The sequence below is a fragment of the Paraburkholderia acidiphila genome (assembly GCF_009789655.1).
Classification (GTDB): domain Bacteria; phylum Pseudomonadota; class Gammaproteobacteria; order Burkholderiales; family Burkholderiaceae; genus Paraburkholderia; species Paraburkholderia acidiphila.
On the sequence record NZ_CP046910.1, the window covers coordinates 1,576,791 to 1,594,588 of the forward strand.

15 protein-coding genes are annotated in these 17,798 nt (G+C 62.2%); 5 read left to right on the forward strand and 10 right to left on the reverse strand.

All coding sequences use genetic code 11. The features are described 5' to 3' along the window. Positions 1 to 32: 32 nt before the first annotated feature. The 3 genes from FAZ97_RS21570 to FAZ97_RS21580 are packed head-to-tail and all read right to left on the reverse strand — an operon-like array spanning position 33 to position 3,132. The gene (locus FAZ97_RS21570; RefSeq protein WP_158760439.1) at positions 33 to 932 is read right to left on the reverse strand and encodes a LysR family transcriptional regulator; all 900 of its coding nucleotides are present in this window, start codon (positions 930 to 932) and stop codon (positions 33 to 35) included. Positions 933 to 964: 32 nt separating this feature from the next. Next, a complete protein-coding gene (locus FAZ97_RS21575) occupies positions 965 to 2,152 on the reverse strand; it encodes an alpha-hydroxy acid oxidase (protein ID WP_158760440.1) in 1,188 nt (395 codons plus the stop codon). A 47-nt stretch (positions 2,153 to 2,199) separates the two neighbouring features. Next, positions 2,200 to 3,132, reverse strand: coding sequence for a LysR substrate-binding domain-containing protein (locus tag FAZ97_RS21580; protein WP_158760441.1), 933 nt, complete (start codon positions 3,130 to 3,132; stop codon positions 2,200 to 2,202). Between the two features lie 168 nt (positions 3,133 to 3,300). Here FAZ97_RS21580 and FAZ97_RS21585 point away from each other — a divergent pair, with 168 nt between their 5' ends. Together FAZ97_RS21585 and FAZ97_RS21590 are read left to right on the forward strand one after the other, a co-directional pair. Continuing rightward, the gene (locus FAZ97_RS21585) at positions 3,301 to 6,243 is read left to right on the forward strand and encodes an FAD-binding and (Fe-S)-binding domain-containing protein (RefSeq protein ID WP_158760442.1); all 2,943 of its coding nucleotides are present in this window, start codon (positions 3,301 to 3,303) and stop codon (positions 6,241 to 6,243) included. A 32-nt stretch (positions 6,244 to 6,275) separates the two neighbouring features. After that, positions 6,276 to 7,154 carry a LysR family transcriptional regulator gene (locus tag FAZ97_RS21590; RefSeq protein ID WP_158760443.1) on the forward strand — a complete coding sequence of 293 codons (879 nt, stop codon included), beginning with the start codon at positions 6,276 to 6,278 and terminating at the stop codon, positions 7,152 to 7,154. Between the two features lie 9 nt (positions 7,155 to 7,163). Here FAZ97_RS21590 and FAZ97_RS21595 read toward each other — a convergent pair whose 3' ends face one another. Both FAZ97_RS21595 and FAZ97_RS21600 read right to left on the reverse strand, forming a co-directional pair. Next, entirely contained in the window at positions 7,164 to 8,255 is a 1,092-nt protein-coding gene (locus tag FAZ97_RS21595; RefSeq protein WP_158760444.1) for a porin, read from the reverse strand. Positions 8,256 to 8,382: 127 nt separating this feature from the next. After that, the gene (locus FAZ97_RS21600; RefSeq protein ID WP_158760445.1) at positions 8,383 to 9,804 is read right to left on the reverse strand and encodes a carboxylesterase/lipase family protein; all 1,422 of its coding nucleotides are present in this window, start codon (positions 9,802 to 9,804) and stop codon (positions 8,383 to 8,385) included. 136 nt (positions 9,805 to 9,940) lie between these two features. On the opposite strand from FAZ97_RS21600, the gene FAZ97_RS21605 reads away from it, so the two are divergent. Beyond that, complete coding sequence (locus FAZ97_RS21605) at positions 9,941 to 10,873, forward strand: LysR family transcriptional regulator (protein ID WP_158760446.1); 933 nt, start codon at positions 9,941 to 9,943, stop codon at positions 10,871 to 10,873. Between the two features lie 30 nt (positions 10,874 to 10,903). On the opposite strand, the gene FAZ97_RS21610 is transcribed toward FAZ97_RS21605, so the two are convergent. The 4 genes from FAZ97_RS21610 to antA all read right to left on the reverse strand — a co-directional run bounded on the left by FAZ97_RS21610 (position 10,904) and on the right by antA (position 14,945). Then, the gene (locus FAZ97_RS21610; RefSeq protein WP_158760447.1) at positions 10,904 to 11,902 is read right to left on the reverse strand and encodes an AraC family transcriptional regulator; all 999 of its coding nucleotides are present in this window, start codon (positions 11,900 to 11,902) and stop codon (positions 10,904 to 10,906) included. 96 nt (positions 11,903 to 11,998) lie between these two features. Then, positions 11,999 to 13,039 (reverse strand): anthranilate 1,2-dioxygenase electron transfer component AntC, encoded by a 1,041-nt coding sequence (gene antC / locus FAZ97_RS21615; RefSeq protein ID WP_158760448.1) that lies wholly within the window; start codon positions 13,037 to 13,039, stop codon positions 11,999 to 12,001. A 16-nt stretch (positions 13,040 to 13,055) separates the two neighbouring features. Continuing rightward, complete coding sequence (gene antB / locus FAZ97_RS21620) at positions 13,056 to 13,553, reverse strand: anthranilate 1,2-dioxygenase small subunit (RefSeq protein WP_158760449.1); 498 nt, start codon at positions 13,551 to 13,553, stop codon at positions 13,056 to 13,058. A 3-nt stretch (positions 13,554 to 13,556) separates the two neighbouring features. Next, complete coding sequence (gene antA / locus FAZ97_RS21625; RefSeq protein WP_158760450.1) at positions 13,557 to 14,945, reverse strand: anthranilate 1,2-dioxygenase large subunit; 1,389 nt, start codon at positions 14,943 to 14,945, stop codon at positions 13,557 to 13,559. A 324-nt stretch (positions 14,946 to 15,269) separates the two neighbouring features. Between antA and catA the strand changes: the two genes are divergently transcribed. Beyond that, positions 15,270 to 16,205, forward strand: a complete 936-nt coding sequence (catA, locus tag FAZ97_RS21630; protein WP_158760451.1) for a catechol 1,2-dioxygenase — start codon at positions 15,270 to 15,272, stop codon at positions 16,203 to 16,205. 6 nt (positions 16,206 to 16,211) lie between these two features. Here the strand turns inward: catA and FAZ97_RS21635 are convergent, their stop codons facing one another. Further along, complete coding sequence (locus FAZ97_RS21635; protein ID WP_158760452.1) at positions 16,212 to 16,589, reverse strand: nuclear transport factor 2 family protein; 378 nt, start codon at positions 16,587 to 16,589, stop codon at positions 16,212 to 16,214. Between the two features lie 163 nt (positions 16,590 to 16,752). Here FAZ97_RS21635 and FAZ97_RS21640 point away from each other — a divergent pair, with 163 nt between their 5' ends. After that, positions 16,753 to 17,706: a LysR family transcriptional regulator gene (locus FAZ97_RS21640; RefSeq protein WP_158760453.1), complete on the forward strand. Its 954-nt coding sequence runs from the start codon at positions 16,753 to 16,755 to the stop codon at positions 17,704 to 17,706. Positions 17,707 to 17,798 lie beyond the last annotated feature (92 nt).

The window sequence follows — 17,798 nt, forward strand, 5'->3', positions numbered from 1 at the left end:
ATACTGCGGCATAACGATTCGTGACACCTCGGCTACTGCCGCTGCTTGCGCATGAGACGGCCGATCTGCTCGCGCAGCCAGCGATGCGCGGGGTCCGCCGTTACGCTGCGGTGCCAGTAGCCATGCGACTCCAGATCGGGCAGATCGAACGGCAGCGCCAGGATGCGCGCGTCATAGCGCTTGAGCAACATGAGCGGCGCGGTCAGCACGAGGTCGGTGCGCATGGCGATCAAGGGCGCGACGAGGTAGTGCTGGACGCGGGTCTGGATCGTGCGCCTCACGCCCAGCTTGTTGAGTTCCGTGTCCACGAGACCGGGCCCCTGCCGGCGGCTCGACACATGAATATGGCCGAAGCGCAGGTAGTCGTCGATCGTGAGCTTCTTCTTCGCGAACGGATGCTCGCTGCGCACCATGCACGCGTAACGATCGCGGCCCAGCGGCTCCTGCTCGAGGTACGGGTCGTCGATGAGGGGCGCGTCGATCGCAAGATGGACCGCGCCGCTCGCAAGCGCCTCGGGCACGTCGCGGCGGGTCGTGAAGTAACTTTCGATGCGGATGCCGGGTGCGAGGCGCTGTAGCACGTCTTCCAGCGCGGGCAGCAACAACGCCTCGGTCAGGTCATTCATGCTGAGCCGGAAGGTCCGCTGCGACGAAGCCGGATCGAAGCGTTCGCCGGCATGCGTGCTCGAATCGAGCAGCTGAAGCGCCTCGCGCACGCGGCCGATGATGTTCTCGGAAACCGGCGTGGGCATCATGCCGGCCGGCGTGCTGACGAAGAGCGGATCGTCGAATGCCTTGCGCATGCGCGCGAGCGCGTTGCTCACGGCCGGCTGCGTGATGAATAGCAGTTCCGCCGCGCGCGTGAGGTTGCGCGTTCGATAGACGGCTTCGAAAACGACGAAGAGATTGAGATCGACTTTGGATGGGCGCATGGCCTGAGACTAACCGCCCGGTCGCAATGCCGTCAATCGAGGGCGTAATCGGGAATCCCGCATCGCATGGCGTCGTGGCCGTGACTAGCGAGCACCTCACGCCCCACGGCGGCGATATCGGTGCAACCGCACAGCGCCATGGTCGTATCGAGTTCGGCAGCGATGATGTCGAGGCTCTTGCGCACGCCCGCCTCGCCCCCTGCGGCCAGACCGTAGAGGAAAGCGCGGCCGATCAGCGTGCCGCGCGCGCCCAGCGCGACTGCCTTGAGCACGTCCTGCCCGGTGCGCACGCCGCTATCGAGCCACACCTCGACCCGTTCGTCCACGGCATCCACGATAGCGGGCAGCGCCTCGATCGTCGAAACCGCGCCATCGAGCTGACGGCCGCCATGATTGGAAACGATCACCACGTCCGCACCGGCCTCGACTGCGCGTCGTGCATCGTGCGCGTCGAGAATGCCCTTGAGGACGAGCTTGCCTTTCCAGAGCTTGCGTATCCATTCGATGTCCGCCCAGGTCATGGTCGGATCGAACTGGTCGCGCACCCACGAGGACAGCGAAGACATGTCGTCGACACCCTTCACGTGGCCGACGATATTGCCGAAATAACGCCGCTTCGCCCGCGCGATGCTCCACGACCAGGCGGGCTTGCTCGCCATGTTCAGGAGGTTGGCGAGCGTCATGCGCGGCGGCGTGGAAAGGCCGTTTCTCACGTCCTTATGGCGCTGGCCGCCGACCTGGAGATCCATCGTCACGACGAGCGCGGTGCAGCCGGCGCTTGCGGCACGCTCGATCAGCCGCTCGACGAACGCGCGGTCGCGCATCACATAAAGCTGAAACCAGAACGGCGAGGCAACGCTCTGTGCGACATCTTCGATCGAGCAGATGCTCATGGTCGAGAGCGTGAACGGCACGCCAAAGCGCTCAGCCGCGCGCGCCGCGAGAATTTCCCCGTTGCCGTGCATCATACCGGCGAGACCCGTAGGCGCAAGCGCAACGGGCATGGCGACCTGACGGCCCGCCATCACGGTCTTGAGATTTCGCGCACCGATATCGACGCCCACGCGTTGGCGCAACCTGATCTTGCCAAGCTCGGTTTCATTCGCGCGATAAGTCGATTCCGTATAAGAGCCCGCGTCGACGTAGTCATAGAACATGCGCGGGATGCGCCGCTGCGCGGCTGCGCGAAGGTCTTCGATGCATGCGATGGGGTTGGCCATTGTCTCGCTCCGGTTGTATCGAAGCGATACTAATCGCCCGCCCTGCTTCAACGCGCGACATTTGTTCCGCTCAAGCGCGAAAGATATTCCGCTGCCTCCTCGCTTGCGCGCGCGCAGACGCCGACCAGCCAGTCGGCAAAATCGCCCGCCGGGCCTTGCGAGGTGTGAGGCATTAGATAGTACGGCGGCACAGGGCACGTGACACCGGGAAACAGTGGCACGAGCGCACCGGTCGCCAGCCACGGGGACGCAAGCGTCGGTCTGCCGAGCGCGATACCCTGGCCGCTTACCGCCGCCTCGAGCAGCAAGCCGAGGTCCATCAGCTTTGGACCCTCCTGCGGCTCGGGCCAGTCGAGACCCGCTGCGAGCAGCCACGGCGTCCACGGCTCCAGCGACGTTCGCAGCAGGGGCACGCGCGCCAGATCCGCGGGTTGGGTCAGCGGTCCAACAGCGCGCAATAGCGAAGGGGCAATCAGTGGCGTGGCGCAATCGCGCAGCAAGATCGTGCAGCCCGGCTCGATGGGTTCGCCGCCGCGTATCCACAGGTCGATATCGCCTGGTGCGCTGTCCGGGTACGGCGTGCTCAGCACGAGTTCGAGATCGATCGAGGCGTAGCGGTCCGTAAACTCGTGGAGCTTCGAGGCGACGATCTGGCGCGCAAAGGTCGGCGGCGCGCAAACACGCAGGCGCTGCTTGCGGGTGTCGTCGAGCTGATGCAAGGGCACCGTGGCAAGCAGGCGAAGCGGCCCCGACACCTGTTGCAAATACTCCCTTCCCACTTCGGTCAGCACGAGCGTCTTTGCGCTTCTGTCCAGCAATTGAACGCCGAGAAGCTGCTCGACGGCTGCCACGCGCTTGGCGACCGCGCTCCCGGTCACGCATAGCGCCTCTGCCGCGCGTTCGAACGTGCCATACCGCGCTGCGGCCTCGAATGCGAGAAGCCCGTCGAGCGACGGAATGCGAAGTCGTGGGATGTTCATGTTCGAAGGTTAGGGGTTCCAGGCGCGCCACTAAAAGTACGAATATACGCCGCACAAGGCGCTATCCGGCCTCCAGGGAAATCGCCGAATTGTTCGATTTCTTGCAGTCCTCCCGCTAACGCCACGGTAAGTTCGTCGCTTCAAGTCAAGGTTTCACGCAGGCTCGTCATGAAAAAGCTGTTCTCCGTAGACCCCACCAGGATTGGCCGCCCCGAAGGTCCCGCCACCGCCGACGCCATCCCCGAGGCCCTGCTGGAAGGCACACCTGCCGCATTGAGAACGCGGCTGGAGCATTTGCTGGGACCGGAGCGCGTGCTGCATCGAGTCGTGGATCTCGTGCGCTACGCCTCGGACGCGAGTCCTTACCGGCTCGTCCCTCAGGTGGTTGTCGTAGCGCACGACGCAGGCGATATCGCGAAGGTGCTGAAATTCTGCGGCGAAACGGGGCGTCACGCGACCTTCCGGGCCGCGGGTACGAGCCTGAACGGCCAGGCCCAATCCGACGATATTCTCATCGACGTTCGCAAGCATTTCACTGGCATCCTCTCGATCGCGCCTGGCGGCGCCACGCTCAAGGCGCGCGCCGGCACGATCCTCGCGCATGCGAACGTCCACCTCTCGTGCCACGGTCGCAAGATCGGCCCCGATCCCGCCAGCGCCAACGTCTGCACGCTCGGCGGCGTGGCGAGCAACAATGCCGGCGGCATGCGCTGCCGGGTTAGTCAGGATGCCTATCATACGGTCAGCGCCATGAGCTTCGTGACGGCCTCGGGCACGCGAATCGACACGGCGAGCGCCGAAGCGGAACAGCAATTCGCCCTCCATGAGCGCGCACTCGCTTCCGGCTTGATGGCCCTGAAAGCGGAGATCATGGCCGATCCCGCGTTGGTCGAAAGAATCCGCCAGAAGTACAGCATCCGCAACACGCATGGCTACCGGCTGGATGCATTTCTCGACGGCGATACCCCGCTCGAAATCTTCAGACGCTTGCTGATCGGCTCGGAAGGCACATTGGGCTTCATTTCCGACGTGACGTTCGACACCGTCCCGAGCGCGCCAATCACGAGCGTTGCGTGGCTGGCATTCCCCTCGATCGACGCGGCCATCGCGCTGGTGCCGAAGCTCGTCGAGCTAGGCGCGCAGGCTGCGGAATTGATGGTGGCTCCAGCGTTGCGCGCCGCCGCAGAAGCGTTTGCTGGCACACCCGACTACTGGCGCACGCTCCAGCCTGAAGCCGCGGCGCTGCTGGTGGAACTGGGCGCACCGGATGTCGCGTCATTGAAGCTCAAGGAAGCGGCGTTCATCGACCTCTGCGCGAACACGGACCTGAGCGCCGAGCCAGTATTCACGAGCCACGAGGAAGCGGTCGAGCTTGCGTGGTTCGTGCGTGAGGGACTGCTGGGTCTCGTCGGCAAGCAGCGCCCCGTCGGGTCGATGCTGATTGTCGAGGACGTCTGCTTTCCGCCCGCGAGACTCGCCAACGCCGCGCGCGACCTGCAGCAGTTGCTGCTCAAGCATGGGTTCCTTCCCGGCGTGGCGGGACACGCCGCGCACGGCAATCTGCATTTCACGTTGACCGCAAAACTCGATGAAGAAGCAGGTCGCGCGCAATATTCTAAGTTCATGACCGAACTGGTCGAACTCGTCGTCAAACAATATGACGGGTCGCTCAAGGCCGAGCACGGAACGGACCTCAACATGGCGCCGTTCCTGGAACAGGAGTGGGGCGAGCGCGCGACATCGATCATGTGGAAAGTGAAGCAACTGGCCGACCCGCATGGCGTCCTCGCGCCCAACGTCGTCCTGACGCGTGACGATCAAATCCACCTTAAGGGCCTCAAGACCCAGCCCGGCATCGAAAGCACCGCAAATGCGAGCCTGTGCATCGAATGCGGCTTTTGCGAGGCCGTTTGCCCGAGTCGCAATGTCACGATGACGCCGCGTCAGCGCATCGTCGTGCGACGGGAGATGGCGCGCCAGCCGGAGGGATCGGCGGTGCTTCGACGGCTCCAGGAACAGTACCAGTACGATGCGATTCAAACCTGCGCTGGCGACAGTACCTGCGCCCTGCCTTGTCCGATCGAGATCGACACGGGCGCGTTGATGCGCTCGTTCCGTCAAGCCACGCAAACCGAGGCGTCGGAAGCCACCGCGCGATTCGTCGCGCAGCGCTGGAACGGCGTGGAACGTGCAAGCAAGCTGGCTTTACGCGGTGCGAAATACATGGGCGAATCGCTTGGCTGGAAAGCCGTGCGCGCCGTGGCCGAAACAGTGCGCCTCGTTGCGAGCGACGACGTCGTACCGAGTGTGCCTGGACCAATGCCACAGCCTGCGCGTGCGTTACCTGTCACGCGAAGGGAGCATGCGCACGCGGTCTACTTCACGGCATGCGTCAACCGGATGTTCGGCCGCGATCCCGATGCGCCCACCGACGCCCTTTCGATCCAGGAAGCGCTCATCGCCGTGTCCTGGCGCGCTGGCAAGAACCTTTGGATTCCTGATGACATCGGCGGAACCTGCTGCGCCACGCCGTTCAGTTCGAAAGGCTATGCGTCGGCGCGGCAAATCATGGCAGAAACGACGCTCGAACGCCTCTGGAAATGGAGCGATGAAGGACGCCTGCCCATCGTGGTCGATGCCGCGTCGTGCACGCACGGCCTCGTCCACGGTCTGGACGAAGTGCTCACGCCCGAACAGAAGTCGCGCCGCCAGCAGTTGCAGATCGTCGATTCGATCACCTGGTGCGCCAGGCTGCTCCCCGAACTGGAAGTGCATGCGCGCCTGGGCAAGATCGTCATCCATCCGACCTGCGCGATGTCGCATTTGAAGCTCACCAAAGATCTCAAGCGCATTGCGGCTCATATGGCCTCGCAAGTCGAAATACCGGTCGGCGCGACTTGCTGCGGCACGGCTGGCGACCGCGGCCTTCTCCATCCTGAACTGGTGATTTCCGCAACGCGAGATCAGAAAGCGTACCTCGAGAATGTGCAAGCCGACGCCTACGTGTGTGCAAACCGCACCTGCGAAATGGGACTCAAACAAGCCATGGACCGCCCGTACGAATCGTTTCTGTTCAGTCTCGAAGCCGCCACGCGCAACCCCGGCGTATGATTTTCCGCATTAATGCTTGAGGGCCCTTCGTCATGAGCACGGGATATCAACACACCGGACGCCTGCTCGATCTCGACGCCGTGCAGGCCTTCGTGCTGGTTGCCGACCTCAGCAGCTTCACGCGGGCGGCCGAGGTCCAGGACACCACGCAATCCGCCATCAGCCTGAAAATCAAGCGGCTCGAGGAACGGCTCGGCAAGCGGCTACTGGAACGAACGCCCCGGCACATTCAACTGCTGCCCGAAGGCGTGGCGTTTCTCTCCGCCGCGCGCGAGTTGCTGAGCGCACATGACCGCGCACTGGCCATCGACGTTCGCGAGCAACGCGGCCTGCGCCTTGGCATCATCGATCACACCGCTGCGGAAGAGCTGATTCCCTTGCTCGCCCGCGTATCGAGCCACGACCCGACCTTGCGTGTGGAAGTGCGGATCGGCGCTTCGAGCGAGATGCTCGAAGCGTACGACGCCGGCGAACTCGATGCGGCCTTCGCGCGGCGCGACCCCGCGCGGCGCGATGCGGAGCGCCTGTTCGTCGAGCACTGCGGATGGTTCGCGGCGCCGCAGTGGTCGCCCAATCCGGATGAACCGCTGCGTGTCGCCTCGCTCTCCGCACCTTGCGGCGTGCGCGCCAACGCGCTCAAGGCGCTGGACGAAGCCGGCATCCCATGGACCGAGGTTTTCGTCGGCGGCGGCATGGGCACCGTTGGTGCGGCCGTCATGGCCGGACTCGCCGTGGCGCCGTTGACGAGACGAGGACGCCCGTCACGCGCAGTGGACGTGGGTAGCCGTTTCGGATTGCCGCCGCTCGCGCCGATCGAGATCGCGGCCTATACCCGTATGCGCGATGCGTCCTTGAAAGAAGCCATTCGCATTTTTGGCGCCGCACTGCGCAATGCGAATACGCGCTTCTGAAGCAACGGGTCAGAACTTCTGCTGCAACCCGATCATCACGCCAAGCTGGTTCATGCCGGTCGCAACCGTGCCGCCGGCCGCGACCGAATTCGCGGCCTGTGCGCTGTTGAACATGTACCCCACCGACGTGTACACCATGGTGCGTTTCGAGAACAGGTAATTCACGCGGCCGATGAGTAGCGTCGAACTGGCGTCCTTCGCGCCCTGAGAGCCGCGCTGAAGATAACGCACGCCCTGCGTGTCCAGGAAAAACGCGGGCGTGAAATAGTAAGTGGCCCCCGCAAAGAAGATATCGGTCTGCAAATGAATGGCGGCCGCGAGGTTGTTTCTGATCCAGCCGAAACCGATTTTCGCTGATCCCAATACCACGTAGCCGTCGACGATATTGTGCGTATCGGTGTAGCTACTGTTGTTCAGTGGCGGCGTGGCGCCCGCGCCGCCGCGCAACACGTCATACGACGCCGCCACGCCAAAGCTCGCCGAATCGTAAGCAAGGAGCGCCGTATATTGACGGCACGCCAGCATATTGCCGGGAACCTGCCCGGGGCAGTTGGTTGCTCCCGGTCCGGCTGGGCCCGCGGCGTCGCGGCCGAAGCTGTAGGTGCCGCCAATCGTGACGCCGTGGAATTTGCCCATATAGCCGATCGCGTTGTCGCTGCGTGCGTTCGGCAGATAGGAGTCGAATACGCTCAGCGAATGAATCGACGGGCCGATCACGTCCGCGTTGAACAGCGCGTACATGGTCATGCCCATCTGCCGGCCGAGCGTGATCGAGCCGTAGTCGCTGCTGATGCCCACGTTCGACTGAATGCCGAAGAGGCGGCCACCGTAATTCAACGTGCCGTTGGTGGGCTGAAAGCCGTTCTCCAGCACGAAGAAGGTCTTGAATCCGCCGCCCAGGTCTTCAGTGCCCCTCAAGCCCCAGCGCGAAGGCAGCCTTCCGGTCAGCGAGGCCATGCCGACGAACGACCCGCCACTCGCGGTCGCATGGTTGTAGTACGAGAGGCCAGTATCGACGATTCCGTAAAGCGTGACGCTGCTTTGGGCGTGCGCGAGCCCCGTTACCGCGGCCAGCAACGCGGCACTCCACTTCATTTTCATGACGTTTTCGTCTCCAGGTATGGCGAAGCTTTGCGGGAACTTATCCGCTTGCCTCACCTTTTTAATTTGTATTACTTAGTAACCAGCAGAATTCCATCGCTTCGGACTCGCGATCATCACCCACACGTCAGTCGAAATGCATCAGTTCGTCGTCAATTCCGCTGAATGTCTTCCATGCAGGCAAGCCCACGCCATTCGGATTGCCGGATTCCACGAAATTCAGAAAGTAGCGCTGGATTCGGGCCGACAACGCGCGGCTGCGCGGCTCGTCGATGCCTTCGAGCATGGGTGCCTCGATCCAGTTTTCGAAGTTGCCAAAGAAGAACGGCAATTCAAGGCAATGGCACGCACCCACATCCGGCTGTGGAGAGGGGAAATCGAACCGATAGGCAAATACACCACTTCCCGCTTCGGCCATGCGCATTGCGAAACGCCGGGTTGGGCCTACGATCAGCTTTTCCGAACTCAATTCGACCAACGCCGCATAGGGCTTCGAGTCAAATCGGCCTTCCGTCACGCTTTCGTATCGAGCCGCCGCATCGTCGCCGAATTCGTCAGCGAACTTCTGCAGGGCTTGTTCCGTTGTCGCGCCACGGAGCGCCGGGCTGCTTGCAAAAAAGCTGCCGGACTCGTCGCGTGTCCAGCCGATGAAGACCGGTTTGCCTCCGAAGCGCTCCCGCGCGCGCGCGCCGGGGTCCGCCGGCACGTTGCCGCTGGCTACCGACATGAACGCGATGGGAACCTCGGCAAACTTCGCCACGGCTCCGGTCAATTGGGTTTGCGCTTCCAGGATGCGCTCGACAGGCATCGTGAGTAGTTCCTTGCCGGTAGCGGCGATGCCAGCGGTTTCGCACAACTGCTCCGCAATCGCCTGCGCTTTCGACGGCGCCATCGGCTGAAGGCCCGGATAGCTGAGCATGGCAATGGCCTTCACGAGACCCTGGGTCGACGGCATCGAGGCCAGAAGCTGCGCGAACCAGGCGCCCGCCGACTGGCCCGCCACGACGATGGAATCCGGGTCGCCACCGAAACGGGCGATGTTCTTCCTGACCCACTGAAGCGCCTGTTCGAGATCCGAGACGGCGAGATTGCCCGGCGATATGCCCTCCATATAGAGGTTGCCGAGCACGCCCAGCCGATAATTCATCGTCACGACCACCGCGCGGCCAAGACCAGCAATCGATTCGCCCGAGTAGCATGGCAGCGCCCCGCCGGTCATGAACCCGCCTCCGTGGATCCAGAACACGACCGGCAATTTTCCCGTGAGATCGGGCGTGAAAACGTTCAGTCTGAAAGCATCTTCGGACTGCTCAACGCCTCGGGCAGTGGGTCCCATGACGAAATCCAGCCGGCTTGGCAACTGAGGAAAGACCGGGCCAGGTCGGGTAGAATTTCGCTGACCGTTCCAGCGCGCCGGTTCGCCGGCAGGCTGAAAACGCCCGCAATCCGCCGCGTAGGGAATATCGAAGAACGTGCGAACACCATCGTGGGTCACGCCTTCGAGTACGCCCTGCTCGCATTGTGCAAGTACGGTGCCCTTCACCTTCATGTAGCCTCCTTGGTCTTGTGCACACGCGCACATAGGTTGATCGCATCCGACAACCACGAGCTTACGGATCGACAGCGGAAAGAAAATGGAATTCTTCGCCGCCCCCCCATGACAAAAGTTCAACCCGGCCCGGATCATGAACTCACTGCAACAACGCCTGAAGCTCCGTCACATCACCGTCGTGGTGGACATTGCGCGGCTAGGCAGCCTGCAAAAAGCGGCTGAAGCGCAGAACGTCAGTCAGTCGGCGCTTTCCAAGGCGTTGGCCGAGATCGAGGCGATTGTCGGTGCGCAGCTGTTCGAACGCACACCCAGCGGAATGCGCCCGACCGTTTACGGCGAGACCCTCGTGCGTCACGGCCATCTGATCGCAAGCGACGTTCAGCGGGCGGAGGCCGAACTCGAAGCGTTGCTGAATGGGGATATCGGCAACCTGTCGATAGGCGTCTTTTCGCCGCTGACCTGGTGGGGGGCGCTTTCGGATTGCGTGAGCGACTTTCGGATCAAATGGCCACGCGTGCGGTTGGCGCTGCGCGAGGGTCCGATGGAAATGTTGCTGGAGAGTCTCGACCAGGATCTCGTGGATATCGTGATCGGCCGGATGGCCAGTGGCTTCGGCAGCGAACTCTATAAACTCGAGATGTTGAAGCGTGACATGCCGATTTTTCTCGCCCAGCAAGGACACGCATCGACGTTAAAGCCAATGGCGCTCCCGGATCTTCTCGACTACCCGTGGATACTCCCGCCTCAGCCGAATATCATCCGGCAGCAACTCGAGTTCGCGATTCGGGACATGGGGCTGGCCCTGCCGTCGAATGTGTTGTCGTCACAGGTTTCGCCGCTGGCCTTTCGTCTGGCCAGCCGGAGCGATGCCCTCGTCCTCTCGTCGGAGTGCATCGCCGATGCGCTATGCGCGCAATATCGCCTGCGACTCGTGCAGTGCGAATTGCCGCTGCATATCGGGCCCCTGGTCGCTATCACGCGCAGCGATAAACCGCCCACGCATGCATCGGAAACGTTTCTACGCGAGTTTAAGGGGCTCTTGGGCCACGCCCAAATGGCGGAGTGAGTTGACTGCGCGCTGCTGAATAGGGACGGCCTAGCGTCTCACCGCACGCTTGAGTGTTTGCGATGGCGTTTCGCCGAAAAGCTGCTTGTAGTCGTTGGAAAAGCGGCCGAGATGCGAAAAACCCCAGTTCATTGCGATGGAAGAAACATTGCGCTCGGAGCAGTCGGAAAGAATCTCGCGCCGCACGGCTTCGAGCCGGTACTTCTTCAGGTAGGCCATAGGCGCATGCCCGAAGTGCTGCCCGAAGCCTTCGAACAGCTTGTAGCGCGACACGCCCGCTGCGCGCTCGATATCTTCGAGCGCAATATTTTCGCGCGCGTTGTCGTGAATAAATTGTTTCGCGCGCAACAAATAATGCGGACACGCCGGACGCATCGCCTCGGCGAGCGCCTGCGTGTAATTGTGCGGCTGGGAGAGCAACAGCCCTTTAATCAACGCCTGTTCGAGATCCCCCACCATCTGCTGATGATTGAGCAACGGGCCAGCGTGTCCCATCTCGGCCAGCAGGAACTTGACCATGCGCCACCACGCGGCCTGATCGCCGTCGGCGGCATTCATCTGCGGCTCGAACGTCAACGCCGCCTCGAGCGGTCGCTGCAAAAGCCCTTCCAGCACCTGACGCAGCGCCGGGCTCGGGATCGATACGATGATCTTGCGGCAATTGCCTGTGATCGCCAGGTCCTGCGTCTCATGCGGTGACAGCACGAGCCCGCTGTCCTGGTCCGACAACCACAGGCGGCCGTGCGCGGCGAGTTCTTGTTGCCCCGTGAGCGGCAGACTCACGCTATAGCAGTTGAGCGGCGCATCGTTGTGCACGGAGACGGTGACGTCGGTGCCGTACTCGACGTAGCCCAATGTGCTCGCCATCGAGCGCATCACCGTGCCGGAATGATGGAATTGCAGCGCCTTCGGACTGCGAACCTGCAGCCCGTGCGGTCCGCAAATCGACGCCATCCAGTCGCGCGCGCCTTCGAGGTCGTGACGCAGCGCGTCAAGACCTCGACTATCGTTGGCGGCAGGGGTTGGCATGGCGTATCACTGAGCAATTGACGAATACTCAATGGTAAACCACGCCACGCACGGACAAAATAACGAAACACCCCAAGTGCGTGCTGCCCCGCAGCGTCACGCAGCGGGTTGCGCGCTGTTGCTGTCCCCAAATTTTTCGTAGTAAAGACGATGGTCGTCGAGGCTCGCGTTCGCGAGCCATGTCTTGATCGCCTCGACCATCGGCGGCGGGCCGCACACATACATGTCGAACGGGTTCGCTTCGAGCATCCTGCGGTCGAAATGTTCAGGAATGAGCCCCGTCTTGCCCTGCCATACTTCAGACGGATTCATGACGACGATATCGCACGCGAAGTTCGCGATGCGTTCCTCGTAGGCCTTCAGGCGATCGAGTTCGCACAGGTCGCGCGCGTTCGTCACGCCATAGTAGAGGTGAACCTTCTGGCCGCAGCCGCCCTTGTGCGCAAGATCGTCGAGCATGCCGAGAAAGGCCGAGAGGCCGGTCCCGCCCGCCACCATCACGAGCGGGCGTTCCACCTGCCGCAGATAGAACGTGCCGAGCGGCGCTTCGAATTCCACGGTCTGTCCCGGCTCGCAGCGCTCGCGCATATAGTTGCTCATCGCGCCATCGGGCAACAGGCGAATCAGGAACTGGATCTGGTTGTTGTCGTCGGGCCGGTTGGCGAACGAATACGAGCGCCACACGTCAGCGCCCGGCACCTTCAGGCGCGCATATTGCCCGGGCAGGAAGTCGAGCCGCGCCGGATGAGCGCTGGCGTCCAGATGCAGGATCGCCGTCGTTTCGGACACCTGCTTAACGGCCGTGACCCGGCCTGTGATCGACGTGGTGCCGCCCGCGCTGCACAGGCTCGAATCGAAGTCGAAGTAAAACGACGCGTCCGATTGCACGCGCGTCTGGCACGACAGGATCTTGCGCGCGGCGAGATCGTCGGCGGACAGCGTTTCTTCGTCGACGTAGTCGAGCGTATAGCTGCCCGATTCGCACCGCCCCTGGCAGGTTCCGCACACGCCCTCACGACAATCGAGCGGAATACTCACGCCATTGCGCAGCGCGGCGTCGAGCAGGAGTTCGTCCGAGCGAATATCGAAGAACACGGTCTTGCCGTCGGCAAAACTAAAGGCGACCTTGTGGCTCATTTCGTGGCACTCCTGCTTACAGATGGTAGAAGTCGAGCACGGCGTTGATCGTGTCGTTGAGCAACAGCACGTGCTTGCGCGCGATCTTCCAGGTGTCGCCTTCCGGGCGCAGCGTGTAGGTGGCGCGTCCGAAGAAGTGTTCGGCCACGCCGTGCCGCGCGTAAAACGTGGCCCAGTTGGCCTTCACTTCCAGCTCGCCGTTCTCGCACTCCGCAATGCGCACATTGGTGATCTGGTGCAGCGTGCGCGGCAGCGGCGTCGACGCCGCCGACTTGCCCGTGCGCAGGCGGAACACGCGGTCTTCGAGACCTGTGCGGTTCGAGTAGTAGATGAGCGACATGCCGCGCTTCGGGTCGGTCGTGTACACGTGCTCGGAGTCCCACTGGGGCACGTGAAATTCGCTGTTTTCATCGAACAGGTCGAGGTACTCGTCCCAGCTCTGCGCGTCGCAAAGCTCGGCCTTGCGATAGAGAAACTGCTCGACCGCTTGTTGCTGCGTGTGCGTGATAGCCATGGCTCAAGCCTCCTTCGTGGTGTTCGATTCCTGCGCGAGGCCCTTCAGGAGGTACATTTGCCACGCGCCGTGCTGGTTGACGTAAAGCCCCTCATGAGTCAGTTCCGTGCCGCACAGCACAGGCTCGATGCCGAGCAGGCGCGCACTCGCCGTCTCACCCGACACCCATTTGTGATGACCGCGCGAGATATCGCTCCAGCGCTCGAGACGCGCCTGGAAGCCGCGCTGCTGCTCGCGGAACTCCACGAGATCGTCCGGCGTGCCCATGCCTGAAACATTGAAGAAGTCTTCGAACTGCCGAATGCGGCTTTCACGGTCCTGATCGGATTCGCCCTTCACGCCGATACACTGGCTGATGACCTCTGTTTTATTCCAGGCGACCGGGCGCACGATGCGCAACTGCGAGCTGATCTGATCCATGAAAAAGAGGCTCGGATAGACGTTCAGGTTGCGCAGCCGATGCATCATCCATTCGGCTTTCTCCTGGCCGTATGCCTCGACGAGGCGCGGCATGACGCTCGCGTAGCCCGGACGCACGCTCGGGTTCGGCATGTCGCTGAACAGCACGCTATGGCCGTTCTTGAATGCGAACCAGCCGTCGTCCGTTTCCGCATCGCCAGCACCGAGCTTGCTGTAGTCGAGCGTGCCGTTCGCCGCGCCGCCGTTCTGCGCGTTTGCCTCTTGACGGCGCTGGACCGTGGCGACGTAGTTGTAATGCACCGTGCTCACGTGATAGCCGTCGAGGCCATTTTCGTTCTGCAGTTTCCAGTTGCCTTCGAAGGTATAGGCGGACTTGCCAGGCAGCACCTCGAGTTCGCCCGTGGGCGATTGCGCCACCATCATGTCGAGGAAGATGCACGCGTCGCCGAGGTACTCTTCGATCGTATCGGTGCCATCGACATCGAGGCTGATGAACACGAAACCCTTGTAACTCGCGATGCGCGCCTTCTTGAGGCCGCGTGTGGACTTGTCGAAGTCTTCGCAGTACTCGCCGGGCGCCTTGACCTTCACGAGGCGTCCATCGCTCTTGTAGCACCATGCATGGAACGGGCACGTAAAAGTCGACTGATTGCCTTTGCCCATGCGTGTGAGCGTCGCGCCGCGATGCTGGCACGCGTTGATCATCGCGTTGAGCTGGCCATTGCCGTCGCGCGAGATGATCATCGGCTGGCGACCGGCGCGCATCGTCATGAAGTCGTGGGGCTTGGGGATCTCGCTCTCGTGGCACGCATAGATCCAGTTCTTTTCGAAGATGAATTCCATCTCCAGGTCGAACAGTTGCGGCTCCGTGAACATCTCCCGCGCAATGCGGTAGACGCCTTCTGCCGGACGGAAATCGAGGCATCCGCCAACGAAATCCTGCCATTGCGACGCGATTTTCTCTGTGCTCACGATGGGTTCTCCTCCTGCCATTTAGCGGTCTTGCGACCAGGTCCTTGATGAGCTGGATTGAATACCCACTGCGGCGCCGGCGCTATCCGCCTGGTCGGCGTTCGCTATCCGCTTTTTTTGCCGTGCTTTTTTCCTCCAGAGTGAATGCTGCTGCGCGATATCCGGACGCATGCCGCGCCAATGGCGCTTTATGGGCGCTTTATGGCCTCTTCATGGCCGCGCCAAAAAAAGCGGATAGCGAGTCTCGACCAGGTGGATAGCGCCAGCGCAGGCGCGGATATCTAATGCGTTCAATGCCCTTAAAACCAGTTGGAGACAATCATCATGAGCGTGAACGTATTCAATACCCGCGAAGTCCAGGATCTGCTGAAGGCCGCGACGAACGCGGACGGCAACGGCGGCAATACGCGTTTCAAGCAGATTGCTCACCGCCTGCTGAGCGATCTGTTCAAGGCGATCGACGATCTCGACATCACGCCCGATGAGGTCTGGGCCGGCATCAACTATCTGAACAAGCTTGGCCAGGACGGCGAAGCGACGCTGCTCGCAGCAGGCATCGGACTGGAAAAATATCTGGACATCCGCATGGACGCCGCCGACGAGCAAGCGGGCATCAGCGGCGGCACGCCGCGCACGATCGAAGGCCCGTTGTATGTTGCGGGCGCGCCGCTGCGCGACAGCGTTTCGCGAATCGACCTCGACGCCGATGCCGATGCGGGCCCGCTCGTGATTCACGGCACGGTCACCGGCCCGGACGGCGAGCCGGTTGCGGGCGCCGTGGTCGAATGCTGGCATGCCAACTCGAAGGGCTTCTACTCGCACTTCGACCCGACCGGCGCGCAGAGCGATTTCAACCTGCGCGGCGCAGTGAATACCGGCGCAGACGGCAAATACGAATTCCGCACGCTCATGCCCGTGGGCTACGGTTGCCCGCCGGATGGCGCCACGCAGCAGTTGCTAAACGCGTTGGATCGTCATGGTGACCGTCCGGCGCACGTGCACTTCTTCGTCACGAGCGGCGATCACCGCAAGCTGACCACGCAGTTCAACGTCGAAGGCGATCCGCTGATCTGGGACGACTTCGCCTACGCAACGCGTGAAGAATTGATTCCGCCGGTGACGGAAAAGACCGGTGGCGTAGCGCTCGGTTTGAAAGCCGACGTGTACAAGGACATCGAGTTCAACCTCACGCTGACGCCGTTCGTTCAGGGCAAGGACAACCAGATTGTCAACCGGTTGCGCGTTGCCGCCGTGGCATAACCGACGTCAAACCGATGAGCCCGACGGCATCGAATCGAGAAAGACATACAGCGCGGCGATTTTCCCGTCGCGAACGATAATCACATCCACGCCCGTGTAGTCGGGCGCCTCGCCCCGCGGACCGGAGCCCCACGACAAACGGCCCGCGTTGTGCAGGGCTTGAGGCGCACCGAGCGGGGTGTACGCGAAATGCGGGTGCGTCTCGCGCAGGGCCCCGGCGAAGCTGTCGAGCGCATCGTGCCCGGAGAATACGCCGGGAGGCGCATAGAGCACACAGTCGTCTGTATACAGTTCCTCGATCGCCGCGCGACGGCGCTTTGCGTCGCCTTCGCCGAAGACCTCTTGCAGGTTGCGATACAGCAGTTCGTTGATCCGTTCATCCATGGCAATACTCCTTATTGATCCAGTAAATCGCACTACTGATTAAATTCCGGCCTGCCCACCACCGATCAGAATCTCCATACCGGCATCGTGACAACACAAATTTAAGGCCGCATGCTATTTTTCGAAATAGCAATGACCGAAAACTATCGTTGCAAAATTGTCGATGTCAAAGTTACCCGACTTTGAAGGGTTCGCGATGTTTGCGAAGGTCGCCGAGGAAGGCTCGTTCGCTGCTGCCGCGGCGGCTATGGGCGTTTCCGTCGCCACGGTCTCCAGGGCCGTGACCCGGCTCGAAGAGCGACTGGGCGGCAGGTTGTTCAACCGCACCTCGCGGCGGCTCGCGCTCACGGACTACGGGCATACACTCGCCGAGCGCGCGTCGAAAATCTACGCCGACGCAGAAGAGGCCGAGGACTTCGCGCGCGAGACCTCGAGCCGGCCGCGTGGTCTGGTCAAGCTCGCTGCGCCGCTTTCCTTCGGCGCGCGCTGGGTGGCGCCGCTTCTGCCGGAGTTCTTCCAGGCCTATCCCGACATATCCGTAGAGCTTCATCTCACGGATGCCCATGCCGATCTGATTGGCGAGGGGTTTGACGCCGCCCTGCGTATCGCCATTCTCGAAGATTCGTCGCTTGCGGCGCGGCTGATCGCGCCCGTACGCCGTTTTGTCGTGGCGTCGCCCATGTATCTGTCGCGTTGTGGGCGGCCGCAGCATCCGCATGAGCTCGGCGCGCACCAGTGCCTGACCTATGCCAACAGAAACAAGCGGGACGTTTGGCGCTTTAGCCACGAAAGCGGTGAGCAATGCACGGTCACACCGGCCGGAGCGCTGCGCGCGACAACCGTGGACGCATTGCTGCCCACGCTCCTTGCCGGACTCGCTGTTGCCGAGCTTCCCGAGTTCGTGGCAACGCAATATTTTGCGGACAAACAACTCGAGCCGATTTTGACTGACTGGCGCTTGCCTGAAGGCGGGCTGTATTTCGTCACGCCCACTGCCCGCACACGGCCAGCAAAGGTGAGCGCATTGGCCGACTTCTTCATTGCGAGGCTCACCGCGGCGCAATGGAGCGGCGAGACGCTGTTGGGATGGAAGCCGCCAGAGGCACGCAACCGGTGATCGCGGGTCCTGTACTGGCGCGATTTTCGGGTGATTGCGCGTGCCTCAAACCCTGTTTATAATTGAGTGCGTACTCACTCTACATTGAACCG